Here is a 23846-nt window from a genome sequence, read left to right on the forward strand (position 1 = left end):
CGTTCGGCGGACGCCCCCAAGGCCCCGGCGACCCCGACGGCGGAACACGACCGCCGCAGGGACCACCACGCAAGCCATCCGCGCTGCTGCCGACCCTCGTGGTCGTGGGCGTCGTCGTAGCCGCGTTCGTGTTCTTCGCGAACATCTATGCGGACGTCCTTTGGTACAACCAGCTGGGCTTCTCCGAGGTCTTCTGGAAGGAGAACCTCTCGAGGGCCGCCATCTTCGCGGTCGCGTTCCTGATCATGGCCGCCGCCACCTGGCTCAGCCTGATGCTCGCCTACCGCAGCCGCCCGGTCTACGCGCCGGATGCGCAGATGCGGGACAGCCTGCACCGGTACCAGTCCCAGCTTGAGCCCATCCGCCGCCTGGTGATGATCGGCGTTCCCGTGGTCATCGGCGCGTTCGCGGCCACCGCCGCCACCTCGCAATGGCAGCAGGTGCTGCTGTTCTTCAACCAGGTTCCCTACGGCCAGGTCGATCCCCGCTTCGGGATGGACCTGTCGTTCTACATGAACACGCTCCCGTTCCTCGGCTTCCTTGTGGGCTACCTGATCAGCGTGGTCCTGATCGCCGGGATCGCCGGAATCCTCACGCACTACCTCTACGGGGGCATCCGCATCGAGGAGCGCGGCGGCATCGTTGTGTCCCGAGCGGCGCGCGTCCACATCAGCGTGGCGGCCGGGCTGTTCCTGCTGCTCCAGGCCGGCAACTACTGGCTGGACCGCTACTCCACGCTCGTCTCGCAGGACGGCCGCGCGGCCGGCGCCTTGTACACCGACGTAAACGCGGTCATCCCCACCAAGACGATCCTCGCGATCGCCGCGATCCTGGTGGCGATCCTCTTTGTGGCCGGCGCCCTGATGGGCCGGTGGAAGCTCCCCATCGTGGGCGCGGCCATGCTGGTGGTCACGGCGCTGGTCGCGGGCGGCGTCTACCCGCTGATCGTCCAGCAGTACCAGGTCATCCCGTCGGAGAAGACGCTCGAGCAACAATACATACAGAACAACATCGACATGACCCGGGCGGCCTACGGGCTCGATGGCATCGAGACGATGGACTACGACGCCACGACGGATACGGAGAAGAACGCCCTGGCGAAGGACCGGGCGACCACCACGAACATCCGTCTCCTGGACCCGAACCTCATCTCCGACGCCTTCGCGCAGCTGCAGCAGTTCCGCACGTACTACAAGTTCGCCCCGACCCTGAACGTCGACCGCTACGAGGTGGACGGCAAGGTGGAGGACACGGTGATCGCCGTGCGCGAGGTCAACGTGGACCAGACGGACAGCTGGGTCAACCAGCACATCACGTACACGCACGGCTACGGCGTCGTCGCCGCCTACGGCTCCAAGGTCGCGTCCGGCGGACGCCCGGACTTCATGCTCGAGGGAATCCCCACCGAGGGTGTCCTCGGCGACGACTCCACGTACCAGCCGCGCATCTACTTCGGCGAGTTCTCGCCGCAGTACTCCGTGGTCGGAGGGCCCGAGGACTGGGCGCCGCGCGAGCTCGACCGCCCGCAGGGCGAGGGCGAGGAGTCGGGCGCGGGCGACGCCAAGACCACGTTCGAGGGCGACGGCGGCCCGAGTGTCGGCAACTTCTTCAACCGCCTCGTGTATTCGCTGAAGTTCGGCTCCACCGACCTCATGTTGTCCGACGCCGTCAACGCCGAGTCGCAGATCCTCTACGAGCGCAGCCCCAAGGAGCGCGTCGAGAAGGTGGCCCCCTATCTCACGGTGGACTCCAACACCTACCCGGCGATCGTCGACGGGCGCGTCAAGTGGATCGTTGACGCCTACACGACCAACGACAGCTTCCCGTACTCCACCGCGCAGCAGCTCGAATCGGCCGTCCGCGACTCGCTGACCGGCGAGAACCGCACCAACGCGCTGACCGGCCAGGTCAACTACATCCGCAACTCGGTCAAGGCGACCGTGGACGCCTACGACGGCTCGGTCGAGCTGTTCGCCTGGGAGCCCGACGAGCCGCTGCTGCAGGCGTGGCAGAAGGTCTTCCCGACGACGATCAAGCCCTACTCGGAGATGACGGCGGACCTGATGGCGCACGTGCGCTACCCGGAGGACCTGTTCAAGGTCCAGCGCGAGCTCCTCGGCCAGTACCACGTCACGGACGCGGACGACTTCTACGAGTCCAACGACGCGTGGGCCGTCCCGAACGACCCAACGGTGCCGGGCAGCGCCGTCAAGCAGCCGCCGTACTACCTGTCGCTGCGGATGCCGAACCAAGAGGACGAGGCGTTCTCGCTGACTTCCACGTTCATCCCGGCGACCAGCGCGGGCAGCCAACAGCGCAACGTGCTCTACGGGTTCCTGTCCGCCGAGGCGGACGCGGGCACCGAGGCCGGCGTCAAGGGCGACGGCTATGGCACGCTCCGGCTCCTTGAGCTGCCGCGGAACACTGTGGTGCCCGGGCCGGGCCAGGCGCAGCAGAACTTCGACTCCAACACCGAGGTGTCGACCCAGCTGAACCTGCTCCGCCAGGGCGCTTCCAAGGTCATCAACGGCAACCTGCTGTCCCTGCCCGTCGGCGGCGGCATCCTGCACGTGCAGCCCGTGTACGTGCAGTCGACCGGCCAGACGTCCTATCCGACGCTGCGCAAGGTTCTGGTGTCCTTCGGCGACAAGGTCGGCTTCGCCGACACGCTCTCCGAGGCGCTCGACCAGCTCTTCGAGGGTTCCTCTGGAGCGGTCACCAACGAGGGCGAGGGCGGCACGCCCGAACCGGGGACCGAGGACCCTGCCACGGCGACCGCGGAGCAGCGCCTCAAGGACGCGCTGGCGGACGCCAACGCGGCCATCACGGCCGGGCAGGCCGCACTGGCCGAAGGCGACTTCGCCGCCTATGGAGCGGAACAGGCCAAGCTGCAGGAGGCGCTCAACCGGGCCCTCGACGCGGAAGCCGAGATCAGCGGGGAGCCGGCCGTTCCGCCGGCCGCCGAGGAGGGGGCCGACGGCGGCGCCGAGCCGTCCGAATCGGCGCCCGCGGAGGGCAACGGCTAGTCCCTCGCGGACTGGGTGGCAACCGGCGGCCGGGCCATGGCCCGGCCGCCGGACGCCCCGATTTGTGCTTGTGGGGCAAAGGTGCGAAGCTTGTAGCTCACGCCGCGGGGTGGAGCAGTTCGGTAGCTCGCCGGGCTCATAACCCGGAGGTCACAGGTTCAAATCCTGTCCCCGCAACCACGCAGTGAACAAGGCCCCGGCCGATGGAGACATCGGCCGGGGCCTTCCTTGTCAGCCGAACCTGCGGTGTCCTGCGGCGTGCCGCGTGCTTTTCGGATGGGGCTAGTAGTGTTTCTCTTGAAATCCGCCGCCCCGAGAGGAACCCCCCGTGACGTCCCCAGCGAACAAGACGGCCCGACCCGAGCAGGCGGCCTGGAGGCGCTTCCTTTGGATCGCCGTCGGCGCCGTGGCACTCCTGGCCCTCGTGGTCCTGGCGGCGCGCTGGCTCGTCACGCTGGAGGGCGTCCAGCGTTTCCTGACGACCTATCCGGGACACACGGACCTTCCCGCGGGTGCACCAGCGGGCCTTCCGGCGTGGCTGGGGTGGCAGCACTTCCTCAACGCCTTCTTCATCGTGCTGATCATCCGCTCCGGATGGCAGGTGAGGACGAGCACCCGCCCGCCGGCCCATTGGACCCGAAACAACAAGGGTCTGATCAGGACCAAGAACCCCCCGAAGAGGATCAGCATCGACCTGTGGTTCCACCTGACGCTGGACGCGCTCTGGGTCCTGAACGGCGTCGTCTTCGTTGTGTTGCTCTTCGCCACCGGCCACTGGATGCGGATTGTTCCGACCAGTTGGGACGTGTTCCCCAATGCGCTCTCCGCCGCCCTCCAGTACGCGTCCCTCGACTGGCCCCTGGAGAACGGCTGGGTCAACTACAACAGCCTGCAGCTGCTGACCTACTTCGCAACGGTCTTCATCGCCGCGCCGCTCGCCATCGTCACCGGCCTTCGCATGTCCGAGGCCTGGCCCAAGAAGTCCCCCGTCAATAGGGCTTTCCCGATCGAGGCGGCCCGTGCCGTCCACTTCCCCGTCATGCTCTACTTCGTCCTGTTCGTCATCGCACATGTGGCGCTGGTGATGGCCACGGGCGCGCTGCGCAACCTCAACCACATGTATGCCGCCCGCGACGAGGGCGGCTGGGTGGGTTTCTGGATCTTCGCCGTATCGCTCGTTGTGATGGTCGGCGCCTGGTTCCTTGCCAGGCCCGTGTTCCTTGCCCCTGTCGCCTCGCTGACCGGAAAGGTCAGCCGCTAGAGCCCACCGGAGGGATGCAGGATGCAGGAGCCCAACGAAGAGCGCGAGGCAATCGTTGCGATGGTGCGGGACTTCGCGGCCGAACGCATTGCCCCGCACGCCGACGAGTGGGACCGCGAGCACCATTTCCCCGTCGACGTCCTGCGCGAGGCCGGGGGCCTGGGCATGGGCGGCATCTACGCCAGCGAGGAGTTCGGCGGCTCGGGTCTAGGGCGGAGGGACGCGGTCCTGATCTTCGAGGAGCTCGCCAAGGCAGACCCCAGCATCTCCGCCTACATCTCGATCCACAACATGGTCGTGTGGATGGTGGACACCTTCGGGGACGCGGCGCAGCGGGCGAGTTGGCTGCCGGCACTGACGAGGATGGACGACCTGGCCAGCTACTGCCTCACGGAACCCGGCGCCGGCTCTGACGCCGCGGCGCTGACGACGGGCGCCGTGCGCGATGGCGACGACTACGTCCTGAGCGGGGTGAAGCAGTTCATCTCCGGTGCCGGAGCGTCGGCCGTCTACCTGGTCATGGCCAGGACCGCCGACACCGGCAGCCACGGGATCAGCGCGTTCCTTGTGCCTGCGGGATCCCCGGGGCTCTCGTTCGGCGCGCTTGAACGGAAAATGGGCTGGAATGCGCAGCCCACGCGACAGGTTGTCCTGGACCGGGTCAGGGTCCCGGCGGAGAACCTCCTCGGCGACGAGGGCCAAGGGTTCGGCATCGCCATGAAGGGGCTCAACGGCGGCAGGATCAACATCGGCGCCTGTTCGATCGGCGGGGGACAGGCCGCCCTCGACAAGTCCGTGAGGCACCTGCACCAGCGAAGCGCCTTCGGGCGTCCGCTGATCGACCAGCAGGCGCTCCTGTTCACCCTGGCCGACATGGAGACCGAACTGGAGTCCGCGCGGACCTTCCTGTGGCGCGCGGCGGACGCGTTGGACGAGCGCTCGCCCGACGCCGTGCGCCTGTGCGCGATGGCCAAGCGCGTGGCCACGGACACCGGGTTCAACGTCGCCAACTCCGCCCTCCAGCTCCACGGGGGGTACGGCTACCTGGCGGAGTACGGCCTGGAGAAGATCGTCCGGGACCTCCGGGTCCACCAGATCCTCGAGGGGAGCAACGAGATCATGCGCCTGGTGGTGGGCCGGATGATCGCCGAGAGGTAGTCGTCGTAGAGCACATGCCCCCCGATTTGGCGGTGGGCCGAACCTCCGCTAGAGTTAATGATGCGCCGCGGGGTGGAGCAGTTCGGTAGCTCGCCGGGCTCATAACCCGGAGGTCACAGGTTCAAATCCTGTCCCCGCAACAAGATGAACGGTTCCGGCCGTGGAGAAATCCACGTCCGGGACCGTTTTTTCGTATGCGAAGAATGCCCCGTGCCCCGTCCACCGGACGGGGCACGGCGCAACGGCAACCGGCTAGGCGCCGTGGTAGGTGGTCTCCTCCGTGGCGGAGGCCGCGTCGGACGCCGCCGAGCCGAGCGCCGAGGGGGACCGCCCGGCCTTCAGCGCAGCCAGCCTCGCCTCGACCTCGGTGTGCTCCCCAAGGTCCTCCAGAGACTCGAACTGCGCGTCCAGGCTGGAGGCGGCCAACTCGCCCGCCCCGATCACCCGGGCCTCCTCGCGGCGGATCTTTTCCTCGAAGCGCGATACCTCCGACGTCGGATCCATGATGTCGATGCTCTTGATCGCGTCGTGGACCTGGGTCTGGGCCTGGGCCGACTTCGCGCGGGCCACAAGCTCGTCGCGCTTGGACACCAGCTCCTGGCGCTTGCCCTTCATTGCGTTCAGCCCGGACTTGAGCTTGTAGACGATCTCCTCCTGAGAGGCGATGGTCGGCTCCGCGCCGCCGGCCTCCCGCTCGGACTGCATCTGACGCTCGATGGCGACCTTTGCCAGGCTGTCGAACTTGCCGGCATTCTCGGCGTCGCCGGAGGCCCGGTACTCGTCGGCCTTCCGGGAGGCGGCCAGGGCCTTGTTGCCCCAGTCCCGGGCGTTGTCCTGATCCTCTTGGTGGTCCTGCTGGAGCATACGGAGATTGCCGATGGTCTGTGCGACGGCGGTCTCCGCCTCGGCGATGTTGTTGGTGTAGTCACGGACCATCTGGTCCAGCATCTTCTGCGGGTCCTCCGCCGAGTCGAGTATGGCGTTGATATTCGCCTTGGCCAGCTGTGCGACTCGACCAAAGATTGACTGCTTTACCACGGTGTCACCTTCCACTTGTCATCGATACAACTCCGGAAAACCCGGAAAGCCGTGCTAGAAGTTCCCGCCGCCGCCGTCGCCGAAGCCGCCGAATCCGCCGCCGCCGCCGTCGCCGAACCCGCCGAAACCGCCACCGCCGAAGATGCCGCCGCCCGAGTGGCCGCCCCCGCCGCCGCCGCGCAGGATCGAGTCGATCAGGATGCCGCCGAGGATGGCGCCGCCGAGCCCGTTGCCTCCGCCGCCCCCGCCGAAGCCGCCCCCGCCGAACCCTCCGCCGCCGAAGCCGCTGACGTCGCTCTCCGCCTCGCGCGCCGCCTGGTCCGCGAGGTACGCGGCCTGGTTGGCGTACTGCAGCGCCGCCACGGGATCGTGGTTGCCCAGGCGGAGGGCCTCGTCGAGGTTGCGCTGGGCCTCCGCGAGGCGCGTGCGGGCCGTCGAGCCGACGCCTCCGCGCCGGGCGCGGATGAAGTCGCTGGTGCCCTCGATCTTGACCTGCGCGCTGCGGACGGCCGCCTGGAGCTGCTCGGCGGCGCGGGCGGCCTGCTGCTGCTGGTCGCGGATCGCCGAAAGCGGCGCGTCGAGCTGGGCGTGCGCCTGCTCCACCGTGCCCAGCAGGGCGACGGGATCGATCCGGCCGGCCTGGACCTGGGTGCGGACCTGTCCGAGGGCCCGTTCGACGGCGGCCGCGGGACCGGCCAGATCGGGGCTGCGCCCGCTGGCGACCATGGCGCGCGCCTGGGCCAAGTCCTGGGCCGTGGTGGAAACTGCGGCCTCGAGGTCGCGCCGGGCCTGCGACAGTTCGTCGCCGGTCCTGTCGATGGCCTCCAACAGGACGCGGGCCTGGTGCAGGCTCTCCTCGCCCGCGCGGACCGCAACGGCCGCCTCGCTGGGCGACTCCTCGGCGATCTTCGATTCCGCGGTGGTGATGGCGTTGTCGACGAAGTCGAGTCGCTCCGTTGCCTGGGCGATGTTATCCCGCACCTGGACCAGGGCGGAATCGGCGTAGGAGCCCGTCAGCGCCTGCAGCGACGCCTGGGCGGAGACGAGGCGCTCCCGCGCTTCGGGCGCGTCCTCGCGCAGGCGCGCGATGGCCTGGGGCGCGTTGCGCTCGAGCTCGCGCAGCGCGTCGAACTCCTCGCGGTGTTCCTCGAGCGTGTCGTTGACCGCCTCGCAGCGGCGGATGATGTCGCCGAGCCAGGTGCGCTGCTGCTCCTCGGTGTCGGGAATGTGGTCGTCCAGCTGCTGCTGAAGCTTGAAGGACTCGGTCAGGTGGGTCTTGGCCGCCGTGATGTCTTCCGCGAACGGCCTGATGGCCTCCTCGCCGTACTGCGCCATGGCGAAGCCCACCTCCTGCTCGCTGGACTTGATGGCGTCGTCGGCGGCGATGAGCAGGCTGCCGGCCCGCTGGCGGAGATCCTCGACGCTCAAGCCGGCCAACGGGTCCACCGGGCGGCCGTCGGGTCCGGACTGGGCTCCCTGAGCCGGCCCGGCGGCTGGCAGCTTCTTGCGGCGGGACAGCGCCCAAGCGGTCGCGCCCCCGGCCACGGCGACCCCTCCGATGATCCATGGAGCGGCCGAGCCGCCAGAGTCCCCGGAGCCGGAGTCCGTTCCCTCCGCGGCGCCCAGCTCGCCGTTGACGGCCGCCTCGATCCCGGTCGCGGCGCCCACGGCGGCGTTGGCCCAATCCTCGGACGAGATGGTGCCGGACGGCAGCTCCGGAACCACAAACTGGGTCCAGATCTCGTTGTCGAAGGGGGCCACCTCCGTCTTGTCCGCGGAGTCCAATCGGCCCTGCCTGTCCTCCACGGCGAAGGCCAGTATCGAATCGCTGGCGCCCATGCCCTTGGTCTTGGCCACCTCGGCGATCCATTCGTCGGCGTCGGCGGGATCCTCGAAGCTGTCCACCGTCACGACGAACAGGGAGCGCCCGGTGTTCTGGCGGAGCTCCTGCACGGCATCCTCGACGCGCGAAAGATCGGATCCGAAGGCGCCCGCCTCGTCGATCACAAACTCGCCCGGCGGTATCGTCACGGGGGGTTCGGCGGCGGCGGGGCCAGCCAAATAGAGGACGGAGAACATGGCGGCGCCGGCAGCCGCCGACGCCCGCCTGGCAATGGATCTCATGGATCACCCTTCAACATCGTGGACGGCCCCCGTTCCGCCGGTCGATATCTGGGTCGATATCCGGCCCCCGGCGAGGGGGCTGTCGTGGTTGATTCTATGGTCGCAGTGTGGGAGCGTCCACCAAGGCCAAATGCGCCCACAGCGAAAGGTGCGGGCATACTGTCGGCCCACTCACAGCATTCATTCAGGTAAAGCTTTCTGGGAACACAGCGCGGCTTGTCATAGTTGAGCCAAAGGAACCCCAGAAAGGACCAACGATGAGCGAGCAAAGGTACAACCAGGGCGACGACGCGTCGGGCCAGGACGCGGACGCCTACGGACGCCCGGCCGGCTCCGACCTTCCGCCCCGCCCGCAAACGCCGCCCCAGGCGCCTTATTCTTCCTGGAACGCCACGGCGCCCATCGACACCGCACAGCAGCCGCAGTTCGGCCAGGGCAGCCACTATCCGCCCTACGGCGCGCCGGCCCCATCCCCGTTCTCCGCGGCCCCGGCGGTGGCACCCGCGCGGAAGCAGCCCAAGCGCTTCGGCGCGCCCACGCTCATCGCCGGAATGCTGGCGGCGGCTCTCATTGGCGGCGGCTCGGCCGTCGGCGCCAACTACCTGCTGGTCGGCGACGCCCCTCCGGCGGCGACGTCCTCGGTGGAGCCCGGCGGCGCCGTCGTCATCAACAACCCCGAGAACGTCACGGCCGTGACCGCCGCCGCGGCCAAGGCGTCGCCCAGCGTCGTCACGATCGAGGTGAACGACGGCAGCACGGGCGGCTCGGGATCAGGCATCATCCTCGACGATCAGGGCCACATCCTCACCAACACGCACGTGGTGACGCTCGGCGGGGCCTCCGCGTCACCCACGGTCAACGTGCGAACCAGCGACGGCGAGGTCCACCGGGCGACGGTCGTGGGCACCGACCCACTGTCCGATCTGGCGGTCATCAAGATCGAGGCCGACGGACTGACCCCGGCGACCCTGGGGGAGTCGGGCAAGCTCAACGTCGGTGACACGGCGGTGGCCATCGGCGCACCACTGGGGCTCAGCGGCACCGTCACCGACGGCATCATCTCGACCCTCAACCGGACCATCAGCGTGGCGTCCTCGGCGGTGCCGGACAGCCCCGCGGAGGGCCAGACGGAGGAGGACAACGGGAACGAGTTCAACTTCCAGTTCCCCGGCGAGTCCAGCGAGCAGGGCTCGGGCGCCGGCTCCATCTACATCAACGTGCTCCAGACCGACGCCGCGATCAACCACGGCAACTCGGGCGGCGCGCTGGTGGACATCGAGGGCAAGATCATCGGCGTCAACGTGGCGATCGCCTCTGCCGGAAGCGGTGCGTCGGCGTCCGAGGGAGGCAGCATCGGCGTGGGCTTCGCCATTCCGATCGACTACGCCAAGCGCGTGGCCAACGACCTGATCGCGAACGGCGAGGCCTCCCATGGGCTTCTCGGCGTCACCGTCAAGGCCGAGGCGGCCAGCACGGGAGGATCGAGCACGTCCTTCAGCGTGGGCGCCTCCGTCGCCGACGTCGTCGCGGACTCTCCGGCGGCCAAGGCCGGCCTGAAGTCCGGCGACGTCATCACCGGCGTGGGGGACCGCCCCATCGACGACAGCCTCTCGCTGACGGCGGCGGTCCGCGAATACGCGGCCGGCAGCACGGCGACCATCCACTACACCCGGGACGGGAAGGAATCCAGCGTGGACGTGGCGGTTGGCGCCACCGAGGCGCAGTAACGGCGCTCGGCGACCTGCGGGCGCCCCGGTTCCCAAGGGATCCGGGGCGCCGCGCTACGGTTAATCATCACTAACCGAAATGGCCGGTTGGCGCGGACCTCCGGCTAACATGGTGGTTGGCCGTATCCGGCCACACTTTCGCAGACGAAAGGCAGCAATGAGCGAGGCAAGCGGGCCGCTGAAGGTCCTGGTCCTGGTCAAGCACGTTCCGGACGCCCAGTTCGATCGGCACCTGAGCGGTCCGGGCAACACCACGGACCGCTCCGAGAGCATCCTGTCCGAGTTGGACGAGTACGCGGTGGAAGCGGCCCTCCAGCTCACCGAGTCCCGCGGCGGGCCCAAGGCCGGCAACACGGTCACGGCGTTGACGATGGGCCCCGATGCGGCGGTGAGCGCGGTGAAGAAGTCCCTGCAGATGGGCGCCACGGACGGCGTCCACCTCACGGACCCCGCGCTGGCCGGTTCCGACGCCGCAGCGACCTCGCTGGCCTTGGCGCGGGCCGTCGAGCACCTGGGCGGCTTCGACCTGATTGTCACCGGCATGTCCTCAACGGACGGCGAGACCTCGCTGGTTCCGTCCCAGCTCGCCGAGCGCCTCGGCCTGCCGCAGCTGACCCTGGTCTCGGCATTGGAGTTCGGCGCCGACGGCTCGCTGATCGGGCGACGGGACGACGACGCCAGCACGCAGACGCTGCAGGCCGACCTCCCCGCGCTCGTCTCGGTCACCGACCAATGGGAGGAGCCGCGCTACCCGAACTTCAAGGGCATCATCGCGGCCAAGAAGAAGAAGACCGTGGTGCTCTCGCTGGCCGACATCGGCGTCTCGCCCGACGAGGTGGGACCCTCGGGATCCTGGACCGAGGTCCTCGCGGCCGATGCCCGGCCGCCTCGCCAAGGCGGAACCGTCATCACCGACCAAGGCGACGCCGGCATCAAGCTGGTCGATTTCCTGGCCGCCCAGAAACTGCTGTAGGAGCGAGGGGACCAATCATGGCCAACATCCTGGTATTCATCGACACGCCCTCCGACCAGCCGGGCAAGGCGCAACGCGAGTTGCTGACACTCGCTGCACGGCTCGGCACCCCGGTCGCCGCCGTCGCCGGCACGGCCCCGGACGACGCCGTTGCCGCCCTCGGCGCGCACGGGGCGGCCACGGTCTACACCGCCGCCGTCAACCTCGGCGACCAGCTGGTCGCGGGCAAGGCCGCGTTCGTCGCGGCCGCCGCGGGCGCGGCCGAGGCGCAGGCGGTCCTGCTGCCGAACACCGGTGAGGGCAAGGAGATCGCAGCCCGCGTGGGCATCAAGCTCGGCTCCGGCGTCATCACCGACGCGGTGGACATCGCCTCCGACCTGACGGTCACCAAGTCCGTGCTGGCGGGCTCCTACACTGTCGGCGCGCGGGTGACGCGCGGGGTGCCCGTGGTCACCGTGAAGCCGAACAGTGTCGAGCCGGCCGGACCGGCGGGTGGATGCGCGCAGCGGGTCGAGCTCGACGCCGGCGCCTCCGGTCCCGCGGCCCGCGTCACCGCGGTGGCCGCCAAGACCGCGACCGGCCGCCCCGGCCTCCAGGACGCGCGCGTCGTTGTGTCCGGCGGCCGTGGCCTGGACGGGGACTTCACAGCAGTGGAACAGCTCGCCGACGCCCTCGGCGCGGCCGTGGGCGCCTCGCGGGCCGCGACCGATGCCGGCTGGATCGAACACTCCTACCAAGTGGGCCAGACGGGCAAGACCGTCTCCCCGCAGCTGTACATCTGCGCCGGCATTTCCGGGGCGGTCCAGCACAAGGCCGGCATGCAGACGTCGCAGACGATCGTGGCGGTCAACAACGACCCCGACGCTCCGATCTTCGAAATCGCCGACTTCGGAGTGGTGGGCGACGCCGCCAGCGTCCTGCCGCAGGCGGCGGCCGAGATCCTGCGGCGCAAGGCCTAGGGGTGGCCGCCTTCGACTCCGGAACCCAGCCGGTGCGCAGGGTCCTCTGCTTCGCCGCGCACCCCGACGACCTGGACTTCGGCGCGTCGGGGACCGTGGCGGCGTGGACGGCGGCCGGCGTCGACGTCCAGTACTGCATCATGACCGACGGCGACGCCGGGGGGTTCGACCCGGCCCACCGGGAGCAGATCGTGGCCACGCGGCACGACGAGCAACGGCAGGCCGCCCGCATCGTCGGGGTGGACACGGTGCACTTCCTGGGGGAGCGCGACGGCTACCTCGAGCCCACCCACGACGTGCAGCGCAAGGTGGTTGCACTGATCCGTCAGGTGCGCCCCGACGTCGTGCTGGCGATGCACCCGGAACGCGACTGGGAGCGCCTCCAGCGCTCGCACCCGGACCACCTGGCCTGCGGCGAAGCCGTGACCCGGGCCGTCTATCCGGCCGTCGAGAATCCGTATGCCTACCCCGAACTGCAGGCCGAGGGGCTCGCCGCCTACAAGCTCGGCTGGCTGTGGCTCTACGGTGGCCCCGCCTCCCGCGACAACCACTGGGTGGACGTTACGGACACGTTCGCGCGGAAGCTCGAAGCCCTGCGGCAGCACCTGACGCAGCATCCGGACGTGGCGCGGATGGAGGCCTTTGTCGAGGCGAACTCGCGCCGCAAGGCCGCCGCGGGCTCGCTTCCGGAGGGGCGCCTCGCGGAGGCCTTCCACGCGGTGGCGGTCAACGCGGCGGATACGATCGCAGGATTCTAGGCCCCCGGGGAATCGCCGGGCGGGTGCCGCAGCACCGAGGCCGCGTACTCCTCGATGCCCTCCAGCAGGTATGCCGCCAGCCCCGGCCGGGCGGCCTCGTCGCGCGGCGCGTCATAGAACGCCGTGAAACGCGGGTCGTCCACGTACATCCTGCCCAGCCCCTCGTAGGCGGTCGCCGTGGGTGTCCACGACAGGCACACCCAACGGTAGTGGCGCTCGACGGCGGCCTGCGCCCGCGGGCCGCCGGCCGGTTCTCCCGCGGCCATGCAGGCCGCAAGTTCCCGATTGATCTCCCGCGCCTTGTCCATCATCGACGAGCGTTCGGGGGGCGCCAGCGCGTCCAGCCTGGCGTGTGCGTTGTCGACGGCAGCATCGCCCCAGCGTTCGCGTGCTTCGTCCTCGTAGGGGTTTTTTCCGAATCCGTTGAACATGTCCTGTGTTCCCAAGGTTCCTCCGCGGGCCAGTCGTTCCATCGTTGCGTCCACCGAGGCGGCCATGGCCCCAAGCCTTTGTCGTTCGGCGTCGAGCCAGCGGCGGTGCACCCTCAAGGCGTCAAGCGGTGCCCTGCCGCCGTCGAGGATTCCGCCGATGGCCTCAAGGCCCAATCCGAGTTCCCTTAGGAGCAGGATCCGCTGGAGCCGGAGGGATTCCTCCCATCCGTAGTATCGATACCCGTTGTGCCCTGTCCGGGCGGGTCGCAGCAGGCCGATCCTGTCGTAGTGGCGCAGCGTGCGCGACGTGACGCCGGAGGCCCGGGCCAGGTCGGCTATTCCGTTCAGCCCCGGAGTGCGCGCGCTGTCCCAATCTCGGCTCATGGGACAACCCTAGGAGTTGACGCAGCGTCAACGTCAAGGCGCGGTTCCGGGTCCGCGAGCCGGTGGCTACTCGGCGGGCAGATCCACCGTGACCAGCGGATCCGACGTCGGCTTCTCCGAGCCGCCGGCGGGCTCGGAGGTCAGCGCCACGCCCTGCACATCAGCGAGACCGCGGAAGCCGGTGGTGGAATCGCCTTCCGCGACCATCTCAAGCGAGCTGAGGTCGCCCGTGGCGGACGAGACAAGCCACACCTGATAGGTGGTGTCTTGGGCCGGCGCGGGAAGCCCCTGGAGGGTGACCGCGCCCGCGTCGTTGGAGCGGGAGACGGCCACCGTGGCGGTCCCGCCGCCCGGTATCTCCGCCGTTCGCTCCACCCGGTCCGACGCACCGGCCACCTCGGAGGCAAGGTCCCGCGGCGCGAGCGCCGAGAAAAGGCTGATCGCGCCGATGACCACAACGGCGGCCGCCGCGGCCAGGAGCATCCACTTCTTCAGGGGCGCCGTCCGCCGCCGGGGGCGGTGCTCGGCGACCTCGTCGACCAGATCGAGGCCCAGGTTCTCCTCGGGTTCGTCGTCGAAGTCGCGGGCGTCGGCGGGATCGCTCTGGCGCATGGTCCTCAATCCTTGGGTGGTGCGTTGGTGGGGGAACCCAACCCAGCCTAGGCCAGCGGCGCGTCGGGGGCCGCGGGACGTGCCGGGGTGGGGTGGGTCTTGGGCGCCGAACCGGCGAACCCGTTCTGCCGCCAGGCCTCGAAGAGGACGATGGAGGCCGCGTTGGCGAGGTTCAGGGAGCGTCTTGCCGGCCGCATGGGGAGCCTGACCCGCGCCGTTACGTGTTGGTCCGCCTTGACGTCGGCGGGCAGGCCCACGGATTCGGGACCAAAGAGCAGGACGTCGTCGGCGGCGTACTCGATGTCCGTGTACATCTCCTCGCCGTCGGAAGTGAAGGCAAAAACCCGGCCCGGGAGCAACGCCGCCCAGGCCGAGTCGAGGTCCGGGTGGACGGTGACGTGGGCCAGGTCGTGGTAGTCCAGGCCCGCCCTGCGCAGTTTCGAGTCGCCGAAGTCGAAGCCGAGGGGTTCCACGAGGTGTAGCTCGGCACCCGTTACGGCGGCGAGGCGGATGGCGTTCCCCGTGTTGCCGGGGATTTCGGGCGTGAAGAACAGTATGCGGAACACGGATTCCATCCTATGCTCCGGTTCCGCCTCCCGGTGTTGAACCGCCGGTGGGCGGTGGCATCGGCGGCCCCGAGCGCCGGATCTCTGGGGGAGTCTGCCGCGGCAGGTCGTCGGGCACCGACCCGTCGCCCACCGGTGGCCCCGGGGTGGCATCGGGCCAGAAGTCGGGCGGCGCCGAGCCCTCGGCCGGTTCCATCGGCCCGGCGTCCAGACGGAATGGCGGGTATTCGTCCCGCATCAGCCAGACATAGGCGCCGACACGGACGATCCACCGGTTCAAGCCCATGATCAGGTCGAACAGGGGGCGGCGGTAGCGGCCGGTGAACAACAGAATGACGGCGGCCACCAGCACGAGCACGGCCAGCAGGGAAATCCCCGGCTGCCGCTCGGCCTCCCACGAGGCCCAACCGGCGCTGCCCCAGGCGGCGGCCTGTCCGCCGCCACGGTCCCCGTCCCACTCGCCGGAGGCGAAGAGGGTGCCCCCGGTCAGGGCCGCGACGACGAGCAACTGGGGGATCGCGAGCAGCCACGACTTGACCAGCACCAGGCCGCGGTGGAGCCGTTCCGGATATTCCACCTCGAGGTCGGCCGGATAGTCCGTCCGCGCCAAGGTGAACGGAGGATAGCGGTCCGTTCCCACGACGGAGAACGCATAGAACGCCACGCGCCAATGCCAGCGCATCACGCCGACGTTGAATTCGAACAGGCTGCGGGGGTAGCGCCCCGTGAAGAGGATGGCGAACCACGCGACGATGCTTGTGACGAACATGGCGATGCCGAGGAGGAGCAGGACGAACAGGTGCGGGATGGCCAGGAACCACTTCACCAGCCACATCCACCTGGACAGTCCGGGATCCAGGTGGCCGGTCAGCCGCACCGGGTACGGCCGGTAGTCATCCGATGCCGGCGACGGGCCACCGGCGGGCGGAGCGGCCGTCGGCACCCCGTGCCCCCACCCGGCAGGTCCGGGGCCGTGTGCCGCCGCCCTGGCCAGTCCCTGCGCTGCGCTTGCGGGCCCCACGTGGCCCTGCGCACCGTCCCGGGGCCCAACGCCCTGCCGTTCGACGGGACCCCGCTCGGCCTGCGCCTGCCGGCCGAGCCCGATGGCTCCGGCGACGATCAGGCCGGCACCCAGCAGCAGCAGGACGATCCCGCCGGTCAGGAGCCCCGCGGCCAGAGGTCCCAACAGGTCCGAACGGACGCCCGCCTGGACGTCCGCCGCCTTCAGGACACCGCCGTCGGCCCGCATGACCACCACGGTCCAATCTCCGGGGGTTGCCGCCCACGTCAGTTCCTGCGTCCCGGAACCCGCCGCGGACGCGACCCAGAAGCCCTGCCCGGCGGGCGGATCCGGTGTGGCGGTCCCGGCGACCTCACGGTACTCCGGCCTGAACGGGTCGTAGTCGACGTCGGTGAGCTCCCTGTGCCGCACTCCGGCCAGGTAGGAGGCGACGTCCGTTCGGTCCGCGATGCCCAGGAAGATCTCCGCGCCGGGGTCTACCGCCGAGCCCCGGACCATGACGCTGGCCAGGTCCCCCGCCGGAAACCCGGCGGGGATCTGGTCCTCGACCATCTCGTTCGGGCCCCCATGCCCGGGACCGGACGTGGTCAGTGCCGGTGCGTCCACGGTGAAGCGCTCGAGGGGAGACGTCAGGTAGCCGCCGTCGCGTTGGATGTTGTTGGCCCAAGCGAGCCCGGCCGCGCCGGCGAGCAGGCCCAACGCCGAGAGCGCGAAAAGCGCCCCGACGACCAGCATGAGGATTCGGCCGATTTTCATGTGCGCCTCCAGGGAGTCCCCGCAAACAGCTGTCCAGCGTAGTATGCGCTCCAGCCCGGGAGGGATCTAGGGGGCCGCGTCGCTAGTACATGCCGCCGAGCAGCCTCGCCAGGACGGGGACGTCGACGACGTTGGGGGTGGGTCCGGTCCCGAGGAACATCTTCAGCTCGCGCACCAGGTTGGCGGCGTTGACCACGTGGACGCCGGCGGCGGAGGACGGGTCCGCCCCCCGGGCGTAGTCGATCACGGGCTCGTGCAGGTTGCCGTCGGGGGAGTGGATGACGGTCCACCCGGTGACGTTCAGCTCGGGGAACAGTTCCTGCATCCTGCGCACGGAGGGCGCCAGGCGCGGCGGAGCGATCGCCTTGCCGTCGCGCAGCAGGCTTTGGCCGTCCCACCGGTACACGCCGCGCGGAAGCAGCATCGAGTCCACCAGCGCCAACCGGTAGCCCGCGAGCACCGCGTGGTCCAGATGGCCGTTGTCGGCCGGAGAGTGGAGGCCGTTGACAAGGCGGGCGGCCGGGAGGACGTCGAGTACGTTGCCCGCGAGAAGCTGCACCGTCCGTGCCTCGCGTGCCAGCCGTGCGTGGGCGCCGAAGATCCCGCGCTTGCGCGGGGCCCCGTGGATCCTCTGGGTCGCGACGGCCTGCGCCAGCACGGGCACGGCGCCGGGGGCGAACGCCGGAACGTAGCGGGGCGGATCGGTCGCCGAGGACCGCTGCGGGCTGGGGCCCGACGGCGCCTCCGGCTCCGCGCGGTGGGAGGCGGCGTCGTCGGACGGCGCTCGCCGGTAGGCCGAGGACCCCCCGTAGCTTCGGTCGTAGGCTGCCCGTGCGGATGCGTCGGAGAGCGTCTGGTACGCGAGGGACACCAGCCGGAATTCGGAGGCGTCGCCGCCGTGGTCCGGGTGCGTCGCGCGGGCAGCCCGCCGGAAGGCCGCCTTGACCTCGGTCACACTGGCGGTCCTGGAGATGCCCAGAACCTCATAGTGCGTGCGTTCCTGCGCCAAGGGCTGCCTTTCGTTGGGGTGTGCCGGCCGGGTGTGCGACGGTTCGGCCGGTCGTGGGGTTCAACGTGGCGGTGGCCCGCAATGTTCCGTGCGGGCCGCGGCCCGCGCTAGCCCTCCGCGTGCGCTCGGCGGTATTCGAGAAACAGGGCACTGTCCTCCTCGAGGAGAAGGTTGAGGGCCATCCGGCGCAGTGGGTGTTCGCCGGCGCCGTCGGCGATGCGGCGCGACGTGCCGCCGGCCAGCAGGGGACTGAGCGATAGACACAGGCTGTCCACCAGGTCGGCCTCCTGGAAGTCGGCGAAAAGCGTGGGGCCGCCCTCGGAATGGATCCGGCGGAGCCCACGGCTGGCGAGTTCCCCCGCGGCCCGCCGCGGATCGACGCGATGCTCGCCGCACTGTACGACGTCCGCGACCTCCGCCAGTTCTCCGGCGCGTTCAAGGGGTGCGTCCGCGGTGGTCAGCACCAGGGGCCGGACGGGTGCCCGGGCGAAGAATTCCGACGCCGGGTCGAGGTTGAGCCCGGCGGAAACGACCGCGATTCCGGGGTGGGCGGGCACGCCCCGCGCGGTCCGCCAGGCCCGTCCGGCGCCGTCGACCAGGTCGCCACCGTAGCCCTCTGCCCGGATGGTTCCGGCGCCCACCAGGATGACGTCGGCGTGGCGGCGCAAGAGGGCGAAGATGCGTTTGTCCGCCGCGGTGCCGAGACCGCCGGAAACGCCGCCGTGGGTTGCCGCGCCGTCGAGCGTGGACACGAAGTTGAAGCGGACCCAGGGGTCCTGGCCGGGCGGCGGCGCGTACAGGGCGAGCAGGTCGTCGTCGTCCAGGGGCGCTTTTCCGGCGGTGGGCTGGTGAACCATGTGACCAACCTAGCGGCCGCGGGCCGGTTCGGCGGACCCGGCGGGACGGGCCGGATGCGAGGGCTCGTTGGCTTCGCCCATGTTGTGCCGCAGATAGGCGGGCTCGCGCCAGCCCATCGCCGCCTCGATCAGGCGCACCGCGGAGGACGCCTCCGGGACGTTGTGCATGCGGACGATGCGCGCACCGTTCATGACGCACAGGGTCGCCGCCGCCAGCGAACCGGCCAGGCGCTCCGTCTTGGGCAGGTCCAGGGCCTCGCCGATGAAGTCCTTGTTGGAGACCGCGGCCAGGCCCGGGTAGCCCAGCGCGGCGATCTCCTCGTAGCGGCGGGTGATCTCCAGGGTGTGCAGCGTGTTCTTGTTGAGGTCGTGTCCCGGATCGATGATGAGTTTCGCCGGATCCACGCCGAGGGCGAGTGCGACGTCGACCTTGTCCGCCAGGTAGTCCCGAACCTCCGTGACGACGTCTCCGTAGGTGGGGCGCGGGAAGACGGTGCGCGGCCGGGCCAAGGAATGCGTGATCACCAGGTGCGCTCCGCGCTCCGCGACGATGCGTCCCAGCTCGGGGTGGCTCAGGCCGGTGGTGTCGTTGACGACGTCCGCGCCGGCCTCGATGGCCGCCTCGGCGACGCGGGGCAGGAACGTGTCGGCTGAAATGACGACGTCGGACCGCGAGCGGACGGCCTCGATGACGGGCACGATGCGCTCCGCTTCCTCTTCCCAGGACAGTGCCGGCCCGGGGGCGAACGGCACTCCGCCGATGTCCAGCCAGTCCGCCCCGTCGTCGACCGCCTTGAGGCAGGCCCGGACGGCGGCATCCAGCGCGAACGTTGCCCCGCCGTCGTAGAAGCTGTCCGGCGTCCGGTTGACGATGGCCATCAGCGCAATCCGCCGGGAGAAGTCGATGGTGCGGTGCGCGAAGTGGTGCACGGGATGCTTCAGCTCGGGCAGGTACATGCTCACGGTGCGGGCTCCTTCGTGGGAATACTCCATTCATACCAGCCGCCGCGCCGATCGGGCGGGCACTAGGCTGAACGCATGGCATTGAACTTCGCCGGGCCCGGGCCCGGTCGCTGGATTGTGGACGCACTCGCCGAGGCGGCGGCCGATCCGCGGACGGCGGCAACCGTCGCCGGCCAGATCCCGTCCGGTTTCGAATCCTATGCGCGGGTGTTCCACCCGGCCCGCGACGACGACGGCCGGCCAGTGCGATGGGCGGCGATCGCCCGGGAGCGCGGCACTGTGCTTCACGGCGAGGCACAGTTCGCCTCCATCTCCGGCGTGGACGAATCCGGGCACCCTTGGCACGAGGAAGCGTGGGAGGGCGAGCCCCCGTCGGGCGACGGGCTTCCCCAACCGGACCTTGCCGCGCTCGCCGGCGTGTTGGCAGGGCACACGAGCACACCGCGGGAGATCTTTCTGGCGCTCTGGAACGGCTATGCGTTTATCCACGGGGGCGACGCGATGTCCATCCTGTCGGCGGAGGCCGCGGACGGCGCGGCCGAGGGCGACGCCGAACATGCCGAGCGCCTCGAACGCAACCGTGCCCTCGAGGAGGAGGCCAAGCGGCCGGCCTTTGGTCCCGACGTTCTCGGCGGGCCGTTGCTGGAATTGGGCCCCGGCGGCTACCGGGGCTACTTCGTCTTTGCCGGAACGGCGGACGACCTCGCACGGCCGCTGTGGAAGCGCGGCTCGGCCTTCGAGGAGCGCCAGGCGCCGAACATGGCGTGGCCGGCGGACCACTCGTGGGTGGTGTCCACGGAACTGTACGAGGACAGCACCATCGTCGGGGGAAGCGCCGCGCTGGTGCGCGCGCTCGCCGACCACCCGGAGCTCGAGGTCCGGGTCGTGGTCCCCGGGTCCAGGCTGGATGCCGACGGCGACCGGCTCAACCCGCCGCCGGAGCTGCCCGGACACTAGCCGAAGGGCTCCGCTCGGGATGTCGGTAGAATTGGGGGATGCCCTCCAGCCAGCCCGTCTACCTCGACCATGCGGCCACAACGCCCATGTCCGCGTCCGCGCTTGCCGCGATGACGCGCGAGCTGTCCAGGACCGGCAACCCCTCCTCTCTGCACGGCGCGGGCAGGCGCGCCCACATGGTGGTGGAGGACGCCCGCGAGCGGCTTGCGGCGGCGGCCGGCGCGCACGCCACCGAGGTCGTCTTCACGTCCGGCGGGACGGAGGCCGACAACCTGGCCGTCAAGGGCCTGTTCTGGGCGCGTTCCGGCGCGGACGCGCGGCGGAACCGGATCCTCTGCAGCGCCGTGGAGCACCATGCTGTCTTCGACACCGTCGAGTGGCTGCAGGCGCACGAGGGAGCGGAGGCCGTGTGGCTCCCCGTGGACGGCGAGGGCCGCGTCGACGCCGACGCGCTGCGCGCGGAGATCGAACGGGACCCGGGGTCCGTGGCGTTGGTCACCGTGATGTGGGCCAACAACGAGGTCGGGACCGTCCAGCCCATCGCCCGCGTTGTGGCCCTGGCGGCGGAACACGGAATCCCCGTCCACTCAGACGCCGTCCAGGCCTTTACTGCATTGCCCGTGGATTTCGGCCGGTCGGGGCTGGCGACCATGGCCGTGAGCGGCCACAAGATCGGGGGGCCGGTCGGTATTGGCGCGCTGTTCGTGCGCCGCGACGTGGCGCTGACGCCCGTCCTGCACGGTGGGGGCCACGAGCGGGCGCTTCGTTCGGGCACGCTCAACGCGGCGGCGGCGGCCGCGTTCGCGCAGGCGGCCCAGGACGCGGCCGCGGGGCTCCCGGAGGAGTCGGCCCGGCTGGCGCGGCTGCGCGACCGGCTCATCGACGGCGTGCTGGAGGCGGTGCCCGAGGCCAGGCTCCGCGGCGTCCCGGACGGGGCGCACGCCGGCACGCGGCTCCCCGGCAACGCGCACTTCACCTTCCCCGGCTGCGAGGGGGACTCCCTCCTGTTCGTCCTGGACATGCTCGGGATCCAGTCGTCCACGGGGTCCGCCTGCACGGCCGGCGTCCCGCGCCCCAGCCACGTTCTGTTGGCCATGGGCCTGGACGAGGCGGCCGCACGCGGGGCGCAGCGCTTCACGCTGGGGCATACAACCACGGCCGACGACGTTGACACCTTGGTGGCCGCGATGCCGGAGGCGTACTCGCGGGCCAAGAAGGCGGGCATGGCCGCGCAACCAAGCAGCATCCAAACGGCGGGAACGGGATTCAGGGCATGAAGGTTTTGGCAGCAATGAGTGGCGGTGTCGACTCTGCGGTGGCCGCGGCGCGCGCCGTCGAGGCCGGGCACGACGTTGTGGGCGTGCACCTCGCCTTGAGCCGCATGCCCGGCACCCTGCGGACCGGCAGCCGCGGGTGCTGCACCGTGGAGGACTCGAACGACGCCTGGCGTGCCTGCGACGTCCTGGGGATTCCGTACTACGTGTGGGACTTTTCCGAGCGCTTCAAGGAGGACGTGGTCGACGACTTCATCAGCGAGTACGCGGCCGGGCGGACGCCCAACCCGTGCATGCGGTGCAACGAGCGCATCAAGTTCGCGGCCCTGCTGGAGAAGGCCCTTGCGCTCGGATTCGACGCGGTCTGCACCGGACACTACGCGAAGGTCGTCGAGGACGCCGACGGCAACCGGGAACTGCATCGCGCGGCGGACTGGGCGAAGGACCAGTCCTACGTGTTGGGCGTCCTGACCCACGAGCAACTCAAGCATTCGCTGTTCCCGCTGGCCGAGACCCCTTCCAAGGCGGAGGTCCGCGCCGAGGCGGAACGCAGGGGGCTGTCGGTGGCCTACAAGCCCGACAGCCACGACATCTGCTTTATCCCCGACGGCGACACGCGCGGCTGGCTCGAGGAACGGATCGAGCTCAGCGAGGGCGAAATCCTGGACCACGAGGGAAAATCGGTCGGGACCCACCCTGGCGCCAACGCGTTCACCGTCGGACAGCGCAAGGGGCTCAAGCTGGGCCGCCCGGCGGCGGACGGCAAACCCCGGTTTGTGCTGGAGATCCGGCCCAAGGAGAACAAGGTGGTCGTGGGACCGGAGGCGCTCCTGGCCGTCGACCGGCTGCGCGGCATCAAGATCAGCTGGGCGGGGCTTCCGCTTGACGCGGCCGCGGCCGGCGAGGTTTTCGAGTGCATGGTCCAGGTGCGCGCCCACGCCGACCCGGTCCCGGCGACCGCCGTTGTCGAGGGCGCCGAACTGGTGGTGGATCTCAAGGGGCCGCTGCGCGGCGTCGCGCCCGGCCAGACCATGGTGCTCTACCAGGGAACCCGGGTCTTGGGCCAGGCGACGATCGATACCGCGCGCAGCCTGGCGTGGGACCCCGCCGCGGTCTCCTAGATCGCCTCGTCGACGACGCCCGTCATGCGGGTGCCGATTTCTTCGTACTCGCAGCGAACGCGCCCCGCCACCACCGGGGGGAGTTCGCGCGGCGCGTGGTCGGCGCAGTGCACGAAGTCGAAGTCCGGCCACCACTTCTTCGGTCGCGCCGCCTCCGAGTAGCCACACACGGTGCAGGTCAGGTGGACCCACACCGGGCGCTTCCCTTGGCGGTTCGCCCGGGACTGCACCAGCCACGCCGGCGGCTCCGCCACGATCGCGGCCAGCTCGGCCTCGCTCAACCTGGAGGGAATGCCGTGGCGTTGCGCCATCTCCAGCGGGATATCGAGGGCAATCGCCGCGTCACGTCGTGTCATCATCGTCCCCAATGATAGGCCAGTGGGGCGCGCCGTCCCGTCCCCGTAACAGGACGGGAGGGCCGCGCACGGGCAACTAGACTTGCAGGCATGAGCGACCAGCTGGAAACGGACCACGCCCCGGAGACCACCTCCGCCTCGGCGCCCGACTACGACCCGACCGCGAGCTCCCTGCGGGGGGACATCGACCAGTCCGTCATGGACGAGCTGCTGTCCGTTCGGGGCAGCATCGACAACATCGATGCCACCCTCGTCTACCTGCTGGCCGAGCGGTTCAAGGCCACTCAGCGGGTCGGCTACCTCAAGGCGCGCCACCAGCTCCCAGCGGGGGATCCGGGGCGCGAGGCTGCGCAGATCGCCCGGCTCCGCAGGCTGGCCGAGGAGGCCCAACTCGACCCCGCCTTCGCCGAAAAGTTCCTGAACTTCATCATCAGCGAGGTCATCAGGCACCACCAGGCAATCTCCGAATCCCACGCTCCGGACCGGGGAGAGGCATCCTGACCGCCGTCCGCTCC

21 protein-coding genes and 2 tRNA genes are annotated in these 23846 nt (G+C 70.1%); 13 read left to right on the top strand and 10 right to left on the bottom strand.

All coding sequences use genetic code 11. From position 1 onward, the window contains the following. Positions 1 to 86 precede the first annotated feature (86 nt). From AC3ZJJ_RS04070 to AC3ZJJ_RS04090, 5 genes are all read left to right on the top strand, one after another. Positions 87 to 3026 (top strand): UPF0182 family membrane protein, encoded by a 2940-nt coding sequence (locus AC3ZJJ_RS04070; protein WP_489895679.1) that lies wholly within the window; start codon positions 87 to 89, stop codon positions 3024 to 3026. Between the two features lie 103 nt (positions 3027 to 3129). After that, positions 3130 to 3206, top strand: a tRNA-Met gene (locus AC3ZJJ_RS04075). Positions 3207 to 3417: 211 nt separating this feature from the next. After that, a complete protein-coding gene (locus AC3ZJJ_RS04080; RefSeq protein WP_489895681.1) occupies positions 3418 to 4287 on the top strand; it encodes a cytochrome b/b6 domain-containing protein in 870 nt (289 codons plus the stop codon). 21 nt (positions 4288 to 4308) lie between these two features. Next, entirely contained in the window at positions 4309 to 5445 is a 1137-nt protein-coding gene (locus tag AC3ZJJ_RS04085; RefSeq protein ID WP_489893981.1) for an acyl-CoA dehydrogenase family protein, read from the top strand. 66 nt (positions 5446 to 5511) lie between these two features. Then, a tRNA-Met gene (locus AC3ZJJ_RS04090) sits at positions 5512 to 5585 on the top strand. 112 nt (positions 5586 to 5697) lie between these two features. Here the strand turns inward: AC3ZJJ_RS04090 and AC3ZJJ_RS04095 are convergent. After that, positions 5698 to 6483, bottom strand: a complete 786-nt coding sequence (locus AC3ZJJ_RS04095) for a PspA/IM30 family protein (protein ID WP_489893982.1) — start codon at positions 6481 to 6483, stop codon at positions 5698 to 5700. 54 nt (positions 6484 to 6537) lie between these two features. Further along, positions 6538 to 8607, bottom strand: coding sequence for a TPM domain-containing protein (locus AC3ZJJ_RS04100; protein WP_489893983.1), 2070 nt, complete (start codon positions 8605 to 8607; stop codon positions 6538 to 6540). A gap of 257 nt (positions 8608 to 8864) precedes the next feature. Here AC3ZJJ_RS04100 and AC3ZJJ_RS04105 point away from each other — a divergent pair, with 257 nt between their 5' ends. From AC3ZJJ_RS04105 to AC3ZJJ_RS04120, 4 genes are all read left to right on the top strand, one after another. Beyond that, positions 8865 to 10334 carry a S1C family serine protease gene (locus AC3ZJJ_RS04105; RefSeq protein ID WP_489893984.1) on the top strand — a complete coding sequence of 490 codons (1470 nt, stop codon included), beginning with the start codon at positions 8865 to 8867 and terminating at the stop codon, positions 10332 to 10334. A gap of 157 nt (positions 10335 to 10491) precedes the next feature. Next, positions 10492 to 11307 carry an electron transfer flavoprotein subunit beta/FixA family protein gene (locus AC3ZJJ_RS04110; protein ID WP_489893985.1) on the top strand — a complete coding sequence of 272 codons (816 nt, stop codon included), beginning with the start codon at positions 10492 to 10494 and terminating at the stop codon, positions 11305 to 11307. Positions 11308 to 11324: 17 nt separating this feature from the next. Continuing rightward, positions 11325 to 12266 carry an electron transfer flavoprotein subunit alpha/FixB family protein gene (locus AC3ZJJ_RS04115; RefSeq protein WP_489893986.1) on the top strand — a complete coding sequence of 314 codons (942 nt, stop codon included), beginning with the start codon at positions 11325 to 11327 and terminating at the stop codon, positions 12264 to 12266. Positions 12267 to 12268: 2 nt separating this feature from the next. Further along, on the top strand, positions 12269 to 13024 hold the full coding sequence (locus AC3ZJJ_RS04120) for a PIG-L deacetylase family protein (protein WP_489893987.1): 756 nt from the start codon (positions 12269 to 12271) through the stop codon (positions 13022 to 13024). On the opposite strand, the gene AC3ZJJ_RS04125 is transcribed toward AC3ZJJ_RS04120, so the two are convergent. From AC3ZJJ_RS04125 to folP, 7 genes are all read right to left on the bottom strand, one after another. Next, on the bottom strand, positions 13021 to 13839 hold the full coding sequence (locus AC3ZJJ_RS04125; RefSeq protein ID WP_489893988.1) for a MerR family transcriptional regulator: 819 nt from the start codon (positions 13837 to 13839) through the stop codon (positions 13021 to 13023). The genes AC3ZJJ_RS04120 and AC3ZJJ_RS04125 overlap by 4 nt on opposite strands. A 66-nt stretch (positions 13840 to 13905) precedes the next feature. Next, a complete protein-coding gene (locus tag AC3ZJJ_RS04130; protein WP_489893989.1) occupies positions 13906 to 14451 on the bottom strand; it encodes an anti-sigma factor in 546 nt (181 codons plus the stop codon). A 47-nt stretch (positions 14452 to 14498) separates the two neighbouring features. Then, the gene (locus AC3ZJJ_RS04135; protein ID WP_489893990.1) at positions 14499 to 15017 is read right to left on the bottom strand and encodes a tRNA (cytidine(34)-2'-O)-methyltransferase; all 519 of its coding nucleotides are present in this window, start codon (positions 15015 to 15017) and stop codon (positions 14499 to 14501) included. A gap of 10 nt (positions 15018 to 15027) precedes the next feature. Next, positions 15028 to 16794 carry a DUF4389 domain-containing protein gene (locus AC3ZJJ_RS04140; RefSeq protein WP_489893991.1) on the bottom strand — a complete coding sequence of 589 codons (1767 nt, stop codon included), beginning with the start codon at positions 16792 to 16794 and terminating at the stop codon, positions 15028 to 15030. An 82-nt stretch (positions 16795 to 16876) separates the two neighbouring features. Beyond that, positions 16877 to 17803, bottom strand: a complete 927-nt coding sequence (locus AC3ZJJ_RS04145) for a J domain-containing protein (protein WP_489893992.1) — start codon at positions 17801 to 17803, stop codon at positions 16877 to 16879. A 107-nt stretch (positions 17804 to 17910) separates the two neighbouring features. Continuing rightward, complete coding sequence (locus AC3ZJJ_RS04150; protein WP_489893993.1) at positions 17911 to 18660, bottom strand: pyrimidine reductase family protein; 750 nt, start codon at positions 18658 to 18660, stop codon at positions 17911 to 17913. A gap of 9 nt (positions 18661 to 18669) precedes the next feature. After that, positions 18670 to 19617, bottom strand: a complete 948-nt coding sequence (gene folP / locus AC3ZJJ_RS04155; RefSeq protein WP_489895683.1) for a dihydropteroate synthase — start codon at positions 19615 to 19617, stop codon at positions 18670 to 18672. A gap of 81 nt (positions 19618 to 19698) precedes the next feature. Between folP and AC3ZJJ_RS04160 the strand changes: the two genes are divergently transcribed. The 3 genes from AC3ZJJ_RS04160 to mnmA are packed head-to-tail and all read left to right on the top strand — an operon-like array spanning position 19699 to position 22975. Continuing rightward, a complete protein-coding gene (locus AC3ZJJ_RS04160; protein WP_489893994.1) occupies positions 19699 to 20580 on the top strand; it encodes a hypothetical protein in 882 nt (293 codons plus the stop codon). A gap of 38 nt (positions 20581 to 20618) precedes the next feature. Continuing rightward, positions 20619 to 21857: a cysteine desulfurase family protein gene (locus tag AC3ZJJ_RS04165; RefSeq protein WP_489893995.1), complete on the top strand. Its 1239-nt coding sequence runs from the start codon at positions 20619 to 20621 to the stop codon at positions 21855 to 21857. After that, positions 21854 to 22975 carry a tRNA 2-thiouridine(34) synthase MnmA gene (gene mnmA / locus AC3ZJJ_RS04170; RefSeq protein WP_489893996.1) on the top strand — a complete coding sequence of 374 codons (1122 nt, stop codon included), beginning with the start codon at positions 21854 to 21856 and terminating at the stop codon, positions 22973 to 22975. The genes AC3ZJJ_RS04165 and mnmA overlap by 4 nt, the downstream gene beginning before the upstream one ends. On the opposite strand, the gene AC3ZJJ_RS04175 is transcribed toward mnmA, so the two are convergent. Next, positions 22972 to 23334 carry a hypothetical protein gene (locus AC3ZJJ_RS04175; RefSeq protein ID WP_489893997.1) on the bottom strand — a complete coding sequence of 121 codons (363 nt, stop codon included), beginning with the start codon at positions 23332 to 23334 and terminating at the stop codon, positions 22972 to 22974. The genes mnmA and AC3ZJJ_RS04175 overlap by 4 nt on opposite strands. Before the next feature lie 87 nt (positions 23335 to 23421). Here AC3ZJJ_RS04175 and AC3ZJJ_RS04180 point away from each other — a divergent pair, with 87 nt between their 5' ends. Next, entirely contained in the window at positions 23422 to 23832 is a 411-nt protein-coding gene (locus AC3ZJJ_RS04180) for a chorismate mutase (RefSeq protein ID WP_489893998.1), read from the top strand. The last annotated feature ends 14 nt before the right edge of the window (positions 23833 to 23846 follow it).

The organism is Arthrobacter sp. AOP29-A2-19 (genome assembly GCF_058138025.1).